The sequence below is a fragment of the Streptomyces sp. NPDC001927 genome (assembly GCF_053594455.1).
Genome location: NZ_JBSFEN010000009.1, coordinates 201,575 through 214,242 on the forward strand (window position 1 = coordinate 201,575; position 12,668 = coordinate 214,242).

At 71.8% G+C, this 12,668-nt stretch carries 10 protein-coding genes; 7 read left to right on the plus strand and 3 right to left on the minus strand.

Features of this window, described 5'->3' with window-relative positions; translation table 11 throughout:
• Window positions 1-28: 28 nt before the first annotated feature.
• Window positions 29-646, minus strand: coding sequence for a MerR family transcriptional regulator (locus ACWCO8_RS24990; RefSeq protein ID WP_451034269.1), 618 nt, complete (start codon window positions 644-646; stop codon window positions 29-31).
• 223 nt (window positions 647-869) lie between these two features.
• Between ACWCO8_RS24990 and ACWCO8_RS24995 the strand changes: the two genes are divergently transcribed.
• The 5 genes from ACWCO8_RS24995 (at window position 870) to ACWCO8_RS25015 (ending at window position 5,188) form a co-directional block, all read left to right on the plus strand.
• Complete coding sequence (locus tag ACWCO8_RS24995; protein ID WP_451034126.1) at window positions 870-2,408, plus strand: flavin-containing monooxygenase; 1,539 nt, start codon at window positions 870-872, stop codon at window positions 2,406-2,408.
• Window positions 2,405-3,340 carry an alpha/beta fold hydrolase gene (locus tag ACWCO8_RS25000; protein ID WP_451034127.1) on the plus strand — a complete coding sequence of 312 codons (936 nt, stop codon included), beginning with the start codon at window positions 2,405-2,407 and terminating at the stop codon, window positions 3,338-3,340. The genes ACWCO8_RS24995 and ACWCO8_RS25000 overlap by 4 nt, the downstream gene beginning before the upstream one ends.
• Window positions 3,337-4,218 (plus strand): SDR family oxidoreductase, encoded by an 882-nt coding sequence (locus ACWCO8_RS25005; protein ID WP_451034128.1) that lies wholly within the window; start codon window positions 3,337-3,339, stop codon window positions 4,216-4,218. Before ACWCO8_RS25000 ends, ACWCO8_RS25005 begins: the two co-directional genes overlap by 4 nt.
• A gap of 94 nt (window positions 4,219-4,312) precedes the next feature.
• Complete coding sequence (locus tag ACWCO8_RS25010) at window positions 4,313-4,498, plus strand: ribosome-recycling factor (protein ID WP_362013181.1); 186 nt, start codon at window positions 4,313-4,315, stop codon at window positions 4,496-4,498.
• Between the two features lie 147 nt (window positions 4,499-4,645).
• A complete protein-coding gene (locus ACWCO8_RS25015; protein ID WP_451034129.1) occupies window positions 4,646-5,188 on the plus strand; it encodes a GNAT family N-acetyltransferase in 543 nt (180 codons plus the stop codon).
• On the opposite strand, the gene ACWCO8_RS25020 is transcribed toward ACWCO8_RS25015, so the two are convergent.
• Entirely contained in the window at window positions 5,134-8,427 is a 3,294-nt protein-coding gene (locus ACWCO8_RS25020) for a S41 family peptidase (RefSeq protein ID WP_451034130.1), read from the minus strand. The genes ACWCO8_RS25015 and ACWCO8_RS25020 overlap by 55 nt on opposite strands.
• A gap of 184 nt (window positions 8,428-8,611) precedes the next feature.
• Between ACWCO8_RS25020 and ACWCO8_RS25025 the strand changes: the two genes are divergently transcribed.
• Both ACWCO8_RS25025 and ACWCO8_RS25030 read left to right on the plus strand, forming a co-directional pair.
• A complete protein-coding gene (locus tag ACWCO8_RS25025; protein ID WP_451034131.1) occupies window positions 8,612-9,184 on the plus strand; it encodes a TetR/AcrR family transcriptional regulator in 573 nt (190 codons plus the stop codon).
• 118 nt (window positions 9,185-9,302) lie between these two features.
• Entirely contained in the window at window positions 9,303-11,495 is a 2,193-nt protein-coding gene (locus ACWCO8_RS25030) for an MMPL family transporter (protein ID WP_451034132.1), read from the plus strand.
• 195 nt (window positions 11,496-11,690) lie between these two features.
• Here ACWCO8_RS25030 and ACWCO8_RS25035 read toward each other — a convergent pair whose 3' ends face one another.
• The gene (locus tag ACWCO8_RS25035) at window positions 11,691-12,665 is read right to left on the minus strand and encodes an endonuclease/exonuclease/phosphatase family protein (RefSeq protein WP_362013191.1); all 975 of its coding nucleotides are present in this window, start codon (window positions 12,663-12,665) and stop codon (window positions 11,691-11,693) included.
• Window positions 12,666-12,668 lie beyond the last annotated feature (3 nt).

Sequence of the window (12,668 nt, forward strand, 5' to 3'; positions counted from 1 at the left end):
AGGTCACGCGATCACGGCGAAGGCGGCATCACGGCTCGCGCAGCCGCCGGTCCAGGGCCATCGACAGTTCCGCCTCCACCACGCTCTTCGCGAGCGGGCGCAGTCGCTGGATGTCCTTCTCCTCCGCGTGCTCCCGCAGGAGTTCGGTGAAGAGCGCGGCCAGCGCGTCCGCGTGCTCGCGCACCGCGCGCCCCGCCTCCAGGACGGCGGCGAGCGGGACGCCCTCCTTCACCAGGGCGGCGGAGACGTCGAGGAGCCGGCGGCTGATGTGGACGATCGTGTCGCCGTCGGTGGCGAGGTAGCCGAGGTCGAGGGCGGCCATCAGGTTCTCGGGGGTGACCTCGCCCGCGAAGTAGTCGGCGAGTTCCTGCGGGGTGAGCCGGACCGGCTCCTCCTCGGTCGGTTCGCCGAGGCCGAGGACCTCGCTGACGTCCTTGCCGCTCTCGAAGGCGGTGTTGAGGTCGGCGATGCCGTTGAGGGTGTGGCCGCGTTCGAGGAGGGCGGCGATCGTACGGAGTTTGGCCAGGTGGTGGTCGTCGTACCAGGCGATCCGGCCCTCGCGGCGGGGCGGCGCGATCAGTCCGCGCTCGCGGTAGAAGCGCAGGGTGCGCACGGTGATGCCGGCCTCGGCGGCGAGCTCGTCCATGCGGTACTCGCGTACGCCCGTCGCGGCGACACCCGCTGCCCCGCTCGCCTTCCCGTCCGCGTTCACGTCATCCGATCGATCAGCCACGCCCGCCAGCCTATGTTGTACCGCCGGTAACTTTCCCTCGCGCGACCCCTACCGCTCGGTATGCCGCTGCTCTACAGTCCCGATTGTGCCAGTGATTGCTGGCGTAATGGGCAGGGTCGGGCGCACGGGAGGCGGCATGGCGAAGCACGAGCACGTACGAGTGGCGGTGATCGGATCGGGGTTCGGTGGACTCGGGGCCGCCGTCCGGCTGCGCCGCGAGGGGATCACCGACTTCGTCGTCCTGGAGCGGGCCGACTCCGTCGGCGGCACCTGGCGCGACAACAGCTACCCCGGTTGCGCCTGCGACGTCCCGTCGCACCTGTACTCCTTCTCCTTCGCGCCCAACCCGGACTGGCCCCGCACCTTCTCCGGCCAGCGCCACATCCGCGCCTACCTGGAGCACGTCACCGACACCTTCCGGCTCCGCCCGCACCTGCGCCTCAACCACGAGGTGACGCGGATGCGCTGGGACGGCGACGAGCTGCGCTGGGAGATCGAGACCAGCCAGGGCTCCTTCACGGCCGATGTGATCGTCTCGGCGACCGGCCCGCTCTCCGACCCGAAGATCCCCGACATCCCGGGCCTCGCCGACTTCCCCGGCAAGGTCTTCCACTCCGCGCAGTGGGACCACGACTACGACCTCACCGGCAAGCGCGTCGCCATGGTCGGCACCGGCGCATCCGCCATCCAGATCGTGCCCGCGATCCAGCCCCAGGTCGGCAAGCTCACGCTCTTCCAGCGCACGCCCCCGTGGGTCATGCCCCGCATGGACCGCGCCATCACCGGCGCCGAGCGCTGGCTCCACCGCACGCTCCCCTTCACCGGCACCGCGCGCCGAGGCCTGCTCTGGGGCATCCGCGAACTCCAGGTGAGCGCCTTCACCAAGCGCCCCGGCGAGCTGGGCCTCGTCGAGTCGCTCGCCAAGCGCAACATGGCCAAGTCGATCAAGGACCCGGCGCTGCGGGCCAAGCTGACCCCCTCGTACCGCATCGGCTGCAAGCGGATCCTGCTCTCCAACGCGTACTACCCGGCGCTCGCGCAGCCCAATGTGGACGTCGTCGCCTCCGGCCTTCGCGAGGTGCGCGGCTCGACCGTCGTGGCCGCCGACGGGACGGAGACCGAGGTCGACGCGATCGTCTTCGGTACGGGATTCCACGTCACCGACATGCCGATCGCCGACCGGGTCGTGGGCGCGGACGGCGTCGCGCTCTCCGAGGTTTGGAAGGGCGGGGTGCAGTCGCTGCGCGGCGCGACCGTCGACGGCTTCCCCAACTGGATGACGATCATCGGGCCCAACACGGGCCTCGGGAACTCCTCCATGATCCTGATGATCGAGTCCCAGCTGAACTACATGGCGGACTACCTGCGCCAACTCGACGTCCTCGGTGGGCGCGCGGCGCTCGCCGCCCGGCCGTCCGCCGTCGGTGCCTGGAACCGCCGGGTGCAGGACCGGATGGAGCGGACCGTGTGGAAGTCGGGCGGCTGCGACAGCTGGTACCTCGACGCCAACGGCCGCAACACCACGCTCTGGCCGGGTACGACAGCCGAGTTCCGGCGCGAGACGCGACGGGTGGACCTCGCGGAGTACGAGGTGCTGAGGCCCGCGGAGAAGTCGAGCGCCGACAAGGCGCCCGCCGCGCGCCGTGCGCCCAAGAAGAAGGAGACGGTGAAGTGAGCCGTCTCTTCGGGTCCCGTACGGGATCGCTGCCCCACCCGCAGGAGGTCATCGCGGTCTCCGCCGACGGCGCCCGCGTCCATGTCGAAGTGGACGGGCCGGACGGCGCCCCGGCCGTGGTCCTGGCCCACGGCTGGACCTGCTCGATCGACTTCTGGGCCGAGCAGATCCGCGACCTCGCCCGCGACCACCGGGTCATCGCCTACGACCAGCGCGGTCACGGCGGCACCCCCGCCCCGGCGGACCCGTCCGGCTACTCGACCCGGGCGCTCGCCGACGACCTGGAGGCCGTGCTCGCCGCGACCCTCGCCCCCGGCGAGCGCGCGGTCCTGGCCGGGCACTCCATGGGCGGCATGACCCTGATGGCCGCCGCCACGCGCCCCGCCTTCCGGGAGCACGCGGCCGCCGCGCTGCTCTGCTCCACCGGGCCGTCCCGGCTCGTCGCCGAGTCCCTCGTCCTGCCGCTGCCTGCGGGCGGGGTGCGGACCCGGCTGACCAAGGCGATTCTCGGCGCTCGGGCACCCCTCGGGCCCGTCAACGCGCTGTCCCGGAAGATCCTCAAGTACGCGACGATGGGCCCCGGTTCGGCGCCCGAGCGGGTCGACGCGTGCGCCCGGATCGTGCACGCCTGCCCCCGCCGCGCGCGGGTGGCCTGGTCCCGGGTCCTCGCGGAGCTCGACCTCGAAGCGGGCGTACGGGAGTTGGATCTGCCCGTGGCCGTGATCGCGGGCACGGCCGACCGGCTCACCCCGCCCGTCCACTCCCGCGGCCTCGCGGCGGCGCTGCCGCGGTGCGTGGGCCTGGAGGAGCTGGCGGGTATGGGTCATATGACACCGGTGGAGGCGCCGGAGGCGGTGACGGCCCGGATCCGCGCGCTCGTCACGTCGTACGTAGCGGTGGAGCAGCAGGAGCAGAAGGAGGAAGTGGCATGAGCAGGGTCAGCCTGGAGGGCCAGGTCGCGGTCGTCACCGGAGCGGCCCGCGGTGTCGGCGAACTCCTCGCCCGCAAGCTCTCGGCGCGCGGCGCCAAGCTCGCGCTCGTCGGCCTGGAGCCGGAGGAGCTGAAGCAGGTCGCGAGCCGGCTGCACACCGAGGCGGACTGGTGGCACGCCGACGTCACCGACCACGAGGCGATGGCCCGGGTGGCCCAGGAGGTCAAGGAGCGCTTCGGGAAGGTCGACATCGTCGTCGCCAACGCGGGCGTCGCGGCGGGCGGCCCGTTCGTCGACTCCGACCCGGTCGCCTGGCGGCGGGTCATCGAGGTCAACCTGATCGGCGGGGCGGTCACGGGACGTGCGTTCCTGCCCGTCCTGATGGAGTCGCGCGGCTACTTCCTGCAGATCGCCTCGCTCGCCGCCATGACCCCGGCGCCGATGATGACGGCGTACTGCGCCTCCAAGTCGGGCGTCGAGGCCTTCGCGCACAGCCTGCGCGCCGAGGTCGGCTACAAGGGCGTGAAGGTCGGCGTCGGCTACCTCTCCTGGACCGACACGGACATGGTCCGGGGCGCGGACCAGGACGACGTGATGAAGGAGCTGCGGCAGCGGCTGCCCTGGCCGTCGAACCGTACGTACCCCCTCGGCCCGGCCGTCGACCGGATCGTGGCCGGCATCGAGCGCCGCTCGCCGCACGTGTACGCCCAGTGGTGGCTGCGCGGGATGCAGGCGACGCGCGGCTACCTGCCGGGCATCATCGCCACCGTCGGCCAGCGCGAGATGAAGCGCTTCGAACCGCGTCTGGCCGGTGTCTCCAAGGGGCTCGTGGGCGCCGGAGGGGCGGCCGACGAGGCGGCGCGTACGGAGAGTATCTGATCGAAATGCGCGGAATGTTCCGCCGTGCCACGCTGGTCGAGGCCCAGGGGCGAGACGCCCCGATCCCCTCACACCCGTCTAGGAGTGAACTTTCATGGGCATGAAGGACCAGTTCCAGGACAAGGCGAAGCAGGCCGCCGAGCAGGCGAAGCAGCGCATGGGCAACGCCCGCGAGGAAGCGTCCGAGCGCGCCTCCCAGGCCAAGCGCCCCTCCGAGGAGGAGCAGCGCCGGGCCCAGCAGGAGGCCCAGGACCGCTTCGACCAGGACTACGACGCCTGACGTCTGTCCTACGAGGCCGCCGAGGCCTCTGAGAAGGCGCACCCGGGACGCCGGGTGCGCCTTCCGCGCGTCCGCCCTCCGCCCGCGCCCCGAGGGGGTGTTCTAAATCACGCGCCACGAGCCCGTCGTCCGCGTAGCGTGCGGACCATGTCCGAACTGCAGCTTCTCCGTGCCGACCACGCGCCCGCGCTCCTCGCGTTCGAGCGGGAGAACCGGTCGTATTTCGCCGCCCATGTGCCCGACCGCGGCGACGCGTACTTCGAGGAGTTCGACGTACGGCACCGGGCGCTGCTCGACGAGCAGGCGACCGGCGCGGTGCGGATGCATGTGCTCGTGGACGACGAGGGCGAGGTCCTCGGCCGGTTCAACCTCGTCGACCTGGTCGACGGGGGCGCCGAACTCGGCTATCGGGTCGCCGAGAAGGCCACCGGGCGCGGGGTCGCCTCCGCCGGGGTGCGCGAGGTCTGCCGGCTCGCCGTGGAGGAGTACGGGCTGAGCCGGCTGACCGCCGCGACCACCGTGGACAACACCGGGTCACGGACCGTCCTGGGCCGTCTCGGCTTCGGAGCGGTCGGGAGCGTGACCCTCGACGGGCGGCCGGGTGTCGCCTACGAACTCGATCTCACGGCAGCCGGTCACCCCGACCTCGGCGGCAGCTTCGGCCGGGAGCGGTCCGGGACGTCCGCGTAGCCGGGCGGGGCGGCCGCCGGGGTCTCCGCGAGCAGGGCGAGCGCCACCTCGACCGCGTCGTCCAGCTGGGCGTGCCGGCCCTCGGCCCAGTCCAGCGGGGTGCGCAGGATCGCGAGGTCAGGGTCGACGCCCTCGTTCTCGACGGACCAGCCGAACTCCGGGAACCAGGCCGCGTTCATGGGCACCGTGATCTGCGTGCCGTCGCCGAGCCGGTGGCGGCCGGTCATGCCGACCACCCCGCCCCAGGTCCGCTGGCCCACCACGGGCCCGAGCCCGAGCAGCTTGAACGCGGCCGTGATCATGTCGCCGTCCGAGGAGGTCGCCTCGTCGGCGAGGGCCACCACCGGGCCGCGCGGGGCGTTCGAGGCGTACGAGACGGGCTGGGCGTTCCGCGTCAGGTCCCAGCCCAGGATCTTGCGGGTCAGCTTCTCCACGACGAGCTCGCTGATGTGTCCGCCCGCGTTGCCGCGTACGTCCACGATCAGGGCCGGCCGGGAGACCTCCATCCGCAGGTCGCGGTTGAACTGGGCCCAACCCGAGCCGCCCATGTCGGGGATGTGCAGGTAGCCGCACTTGCCGCCGCTGACCTCCCGTACCACCGCACGCCGTTTGGCCACCCAGTCCTGGTAGCGCAGCGGCCGTTCGTCGATGAGCGGCACGATCGCGACCCGGCGGGCGCGCCCCTCGCCCTCCGCCGGCTGGAAGGTCAGCTCGACCGTCGTACCGCCCGAGGCGGACAGCAGCGGATACGGGCCTGTCACCGGGTCCACCGGGCGGCCGTCGACGTGGGTGAGGACCGCACCCTCCCGGATGCCGGTGCCCGCGAGCGGTGAACGCGCCTTGGAGTCGGAGGAGTCGCCGGGCAGGATCCGCTTGACCATCCAACCGCCGTCCCGGGGAACGAGGTTGGCGCCGAGCAGCCCCATCGCCCGCTGGTAGTGCGGGGGTCCCTCGTTGCGCCGGGCCGGGGTCACGTACGCGTGCGAGGTGCCCAGCTCGCCCATGACCTCGCGCAGCAGGTCGGCGAAGTCGTCGGGGGTCGCGACCCGTTCGACGAGCGGGCGGTACTGGTCGAGGACGGCCGGCCAGTCCACCCCGCACATGTTCGGGTCCCAGAAGTAGGAGCGGACGATCCGGCCCGCCTCCTCGTACGCGCCCCGCCACTCCGCCTCCGGGTCGACGTCGTGCAGGATCCGCCGCAGGTCGATGTAGACGGTCGAGTCGCCGTCCCCGGACTCCGTCGACGGCACCGCCCGCAGCTCGCCCTCGTCGGCCACGACGAGCCGTGAGCCGTCCCCGCTGACCGCGAACCAGTCCAGGTGCTGCACCAGTTCGGTCTTGCGGGCCTTGGGGATGTTGAAGTACTCCAGGGTCGGCCGGCCCGTCGTGTCGGCCGGGTTGGCGAAGGTCTCGCCGAGCGCCCCGGAGATCGGCCAGCGCAGCCAGACGAGCCCGCCGCCGTTGACCGGGTGCAGCGCCGAGTACTTGGAGGCCGCCACCGGGAACGGGGTGACCCGCTCCGCGAGCCCCTCCACCTCCACGATGGTCGTCCCCTCGGCGCCTTCCGGTTCCGTCTCCGCCGGATCCATGCCGCCCGCCGCCGGGCGCCCGTCCGGCAGCAGCGCGAACGGCGACGGGGTCGCGGAGGAGAGCGGTACGAGGTAGGGGCGGCAGCCCAGCGGGAAGGAGAGGTCGCCGGTGTGCACGTCGTACACCGGGTCGAAGCCGCGCCAGGAGAGGAAGGCGAGGTAGCGGCCGTCGCGGGTGAAGACCGGATTCTCGTCCTCGAAGCGGCCGTTGGTGACGTCGACGATCGCCCGCGCGCCCGGACCCGCGATCCGGGCCATCTTGATCTGCCGCAGCGAGCGGCCGATCCCCGGGTGCGACCAGGTCAGCCAGGTCCCGTCGGGGGAGAACGCCAGATCGCGCACCGGACCGTTGATCGACCGGATCAGCTCGGTGGCCTCGCCGTTGGACTCCTCCGTCGCGTCGATCAGCAGCAGCCGGCCGTCGTTGGAGGCGATGGCGAGCCGCTCGCCGTCCGGGTCGGCGATCATCTCCTCCACCCGGCCGAGCTCGCCCATCGCGAGCCTGCGCGGCTCCCGGTCCCCGGTCGCGCGCGGCAGGTACGCGACCTCGATGGCGTCCTCGCCCTCGGCGTCGGTGACGTACGCGACCTGGCCGCCGCTGCCCAGCATCTCCGGCAGGCGGACCCGTACGCCCGGGGTGTCCGTGATCGTGCGGGCCGGGCCGTCGCGGTGGGTGAGCCAGTACAGGCTGCCGCGCACCGACACCGCGCTCGCCCGCCCGGTCTCGTCCACGGAGAGCGCGTCCACGTGGTTGGCCGCGGGCACCTGGTACGCCCGCCGACCGGCGCGCGGGCCGCCGAGCCGTACCTCCAGCTTGCGCGGCGCGGAGTCGGGGACGGTCAGGTCGTCGACGATCCACAGGTCGCCCGCGCACTGGTAGACCACGCGCCGGCCGTCGCTTGAGGCGTGCCGGGCGTAGAAGGCGTCGTGGTCGGTGTGGCGGCGCAGGTCGGTGCCGTCGGGCAGGCAGGAGTAGAGGTTGCCGACGCCCTCGTGGTCGGAGAGGAACGCGATCCGGCCGCCCACGAACATCGGCGCGTCGAGATGGCCGCCGATGTCGGGCAGCAGCCGCTCCCCGTGCAGCCAGAGCCGGCCGGTCGCCCCGCCCCGGTACCGCTTCCAGGCGGCCGGCTCGTGCGGGGGCTTTCCGGTGAGGAGGAGCGTGCGCCGCTCGGTGCCGGACTCGCCCTCGCCGTCCTGGGAGATGTCCGCGACCGCGATGTCGGAGACCGGCCCCCAGGGCATCCGGCCGCCGGGGGAGCCGTCGGTGGGGACGGTGTAGGCCCAGGAGTAGTACGAGAACGGCTGGCCGTGCGAGGAGACGGCGAGGATGTCGCCGTCGGGGGACCAGGAGCAGACCCGGGTGTCGGTCGAGCCCCAGTAGGTGAGCCGTCGCGAGGGCCCGCCCTCGACCGGCGCGAGATGGATCTCGGGGTCGAGGCTGCGCCACGTCGTGTACGCGAGATGGCGGCCGTCGGGCGAGAAGCGGGGGTGGCCGACCCGGGTCCGGTCGACGGTGACCCGCCAGGCCCGGCCGGGGCGGTGGCCCTCGGGCACGAGGGGCGCGACCCAGAGGTCGTCCTCGGCCGCGAAGCACAGCAGATCGTCGTGGAGGTGCGGGAAGCGGAGGTACGCGGCGTCTTCACTCACCTCCTCATGCTTTCCGCGGGGAGGGGGTGCGGCAACTCGTACGTGCGTACGCGTGTGGCGGCCGGTGTGGCGGCCGTGTGGCGCCCCGTGTGGCCCAGGACACGTACGAAACGGTTTCGTTTCGTTGAGGGCTCGGGTATCTTCGAACTGTACGAAACCGTTTCGTTCGAATGGGAGGCCGGTCATGGCTCGCAGCAGGCTCACACCAGAGCGTGAGTCCGAGCTGTACGGAGCCGTGCTTGAACTCCTGCGCGAGGTGGGTTACGACGCCCTCACCATGGACGCCGTCGCCGCCCGCACCCACTCCAGCAAGGCCACCCTCTACCGCCAGTGGGGGAGCAAGCCGGAGCTGGTCGCCAAGGCCATGCGTCACAACAAGCCCATCAAGCTCACCGAGATCGACACGGGCACCTTGCGTGGCGACTTCCAGGCCATCATGGAGCTGACCGACGACTGCCAGATGGAGAAGGACACCGCGCTGATGCGGGGTCTCGCCCACGCGGTCCACACCAACCCCGACCTGCACCAGGCGCTCCGCGAACTGCTCATCGAACCCGAGATGAGCAACCTGCGCGAAACCCTGGACCGAGCGGTGGCGCGGGGTGAGATCAGCGCCGACAACCCGGCGCTGAAGTACGTCCCGCACATGATCATCGGGGCGTTCGTCGCTCGTCCGCTGATCGACGATCAGCCGATCGACCACGCCTTCATCGTCGACTACGTCAACGCCGTGGTGCTCCCCTCACTCGGCGTCTGACCTCCCCGCAACACCACCCGCACCACAGGCATCACCCGCACCACCTGACGTCGAACCGCTCACGCCGTCGGGCCGGCTCCCCATGCCCTGTCCCACCACGAATTGGGAGTACGCCCCCGTGGCCACGTTCCTCTACAAGCTGGGTCGCTCCGCCTTCCGGCGCCGACGGCTCGTCGCCCTGCTCTGGGTGGCGCTCCTCGCGCTCGCCGGAGTCGGCGCCGCCACCGCGCCCGCCGCGACCTCCTCCTCCTTCTCGATACCCGGCACCGAGGCCCAGAAGGCCTTCGACCTGCTCGAGCAGCGCTTCCCCGGCGGCAGCGCCGACGGGGGCACCGCCCGTGTCGTCTTCAAGGCCCCCGAGGGCCAGAGGATGACCGACCCGGCCAACAAGGCCAAGGTCCAGGACGTCGTCGCCGAGCTGAAGTCCGGCTCCGACCAGGTCGCCTCGGTCACCGACCCGTACACCGCGCAGGCGGTCTCCAAGGACGGCTCGACCGCCTACGTCTCCGTCAGCTACAAGGTCTCCGGCATGGAGCTGACGGACGAGACCCGCGCGGCCCTGGAGAAGACCGGGCACGACGCGCAGGGGCAGGGGCTGACCGTCGAGATCGGCGGTGACGCGCTCCAGACCATGCCGGAGACCGGCGCCGGCGAGATCGTCGGCGTGGTCATCGCCGGCATCGTGCTCGTCATCACCTTCGGCTCGCTGGTCGCCGCCGGACTCCCGCTGCTGACCGCGATCATCGGCGTCGGCATCGGCGTCTCGACGATCACGGCGCTCGCCAACGTCCTCGACCTGGGCTCCACCACCTCGACCCTCGCGATGATGATCGGCCTCGCGGTCGGCATCGACTACGCCCTCTTCATCGTCTCCCGCTACCGCGCGGAGCTCGCCGAGGGCCGGGAGCGCGAGGAGGCTGCGGGCCGCGCGGTCGGCACGGCCGGCTCGGCCGTCGTCTTCGCCGGTCTGACCGTCGTCATCGCGCTCGTGGGCCTGGCCGTCGTCAACATCCCGATGCTGACGAAGATGGGCTTCGCGGCCGCCGGCACGGTCGTGATCGCGGTCCTGATCGCGCTGACCCTGATCCCGGCCCTGCTCGGGTTCGCGGGCGCCAGGGTGGTCGGCCGCAAGGACCGCAAGGGTCGGAAGAAGGCCGAGGGTTCGAAGGCCGACGGCAAGGCGGACAAGCCCAACATGGGCACCCGCTGGGCCCGGTTCGTCATCCGCCGCCCGGTCATGGTCCTGCTCGTCGGTGTCCTCGGCCTCGGCGCGATCGCGCTGCCGGCCGCCTCCCTGGAGATGGGTCTGCCGGACGACGGCTCCAAGCCCGTCTCCGCCACCGAGCGCCGCGCGTACGACATGCTGTCGGACGGCTTCGGCCCCGGGTTCAACGGCCCGCTGATGGTCGTGGTCGACGGGGACAAGGCCGTCGCCGACTCCACCATGGAGACGATCAAGGGCCTGGACGGTGTCGTGGCGGTCATGCCGCCGACGCCGAACAAGGCCGGCGACACCGCGATGATCACGGTCATCCCGAAGGACCGCCCGTCCTCGGTGGCGACCGAGGAGCTGGTCCACGACATCCGTGGCGCGACCGGTGACAACGTCCTGGTCAGCGGCCAGACGGCGATGAACATCGACTTCTCGCAGAAGATGAACGACGCGCTCGTGCCGTACCTGGCGCTGGTGGTCGGACTCGCCTTCCTGCTTCTGATGGTGGTGTTCCGCTCGATCCTGGTCCCGCTGAAGGCGGCCCTCGGCTTCCTGCTCTCAGTGGTCGCCGCCCTCGGCGCGGTCGTCGCGGTCTTCCAGTGGGGCTGGCTCGGCTCGCTGTTCGGGGTCGAGCAGACCGGCCCGATCATGTCGATGATGCCGATCTTCATGGTGGGTGTCGTCTTCGGTCTCGCGATGGACTACGAGGTCTTCCTCGTCACCCGGATGCGCGAGGCGTACGTCCACGGGGAGCGGCCCGGCGAGGCGATCGTGACCGGCTTCCGGCACAGCGCCCGCGTGGTCACCGCCGCCGCCGTGATCATGATCGCCGTCTTCTCCGGCTTCATCGGGATGACCGACCAGATGATCAAGATGATCGGCTTCGGTCTCGCCGTGGCCGTCCTCTTCGACGCCTTCGTGGTCCGCATGGCCATCGTCCCCGCGGTGCTCGCCCTGCTCGGCCACAAGGCGTGGTGGCTGCCGAAGTGGCTGGACCGCGCGCTGCCGAACGTGGACGTGGAGGGCGAGGCCCTGGTCACCGAGAAGGACGTGGACGGGCCGCGGGACGGCCAGGACCGCGAACTGGTGAAGGTCTGACCTGCTCCTGAGAAACTCCGGGGCGGCTCCTTGAGCGGAGGAGCACGCCCCGGACCGGGCACGGCTCCTTGAGCGGAGGAGTACGCCCCGGATCGCGCCGGGACCTGTGGGGACGGGGAGCCGACGCGGCCCTGCGCCGCCTTCGTGTCGTACGCGACACGGGGGCGGCGCAGGTGCGTTTCAGCTAGTTGTCGATCACGCCGCCGGAGGCGTGATCACCACGCTCTCGACGAGCACGTGGTGGTCCGAGCGCTCGGTGTCGGCGACGACGCACCACCGCCGTGCCTCGGTGCTGAAGAGGTAGTCGATCTTCCAGCCGCCGTTGTGGGTGGCCCGGCCCGTACGGGCCGTCCCCTGCTGGTCGCACTCCTGGTAGCCAGGGGTGCCCGGGCCCTGGGAGTAGAGCCCGGCGGGCCAGATCCAGGCGTCCTTGTTGCCCGCCGGCCAGTCCGGCGGGCTCGCGTTGAAGTCGCCGCCGAAGACGACCTTCGGGAAGCCCGAGACGACCTGCTTGATCTCGGCGAGCTGGTCGTCCCGGTAGTCCCAGTCCGGGTGCTCCGGGTTGGCGTCCTTCGTCGACACGTGCACCGTGCAGAGCCGTACGCCGAAGTACGTCGCCGTCGCGCAGTGGAACGGCGGGTTGAGCCCGGTCCAGGGCTGGGTCGTCGGGTACTGCTGGGCGTCCGCGAGCCCGGCCTTGACGACGATCGCGGTGCCGACGAGGTCGTTCGGGTCGGAACCGGCGCCGGTGGCGCAGGGGCTCGGGGTCCGCACGCCCTTCTGCGACCAGTGGTACGGAGCGAAGCTCTTGCTCCAGCCCGGGCCGAGCTTGGCCATCAGCGCGTCGAGGCCGCTCGCGCACACCTCCTGGAGGAGGGCGGCCTGGACGTAGTTGCTCTGCACGTACTGCTTGACGACGTCGGCCTTCTCGTCGCCGGTGCCGGTGCCCGTGCACCCCCACCGCTCGACGCCGCACATGTTCCAGCTCATGACCTGCAGGTTCGTGCCGGGCGGCGGGGCCAGAGGGGCCGCCTTGGCCGCGGCGGCCACCCAGGTCGCCGGCTCCGTCGCCGTCGTGGCGGGCGTGGCCTGTGCCGTGGCCCCGTACAGGGCGCCCGACAGGGCCAGCAGGCCCGCGCCGAGCGCGCCCCACAGTCTCTTCTTCTTCACGTA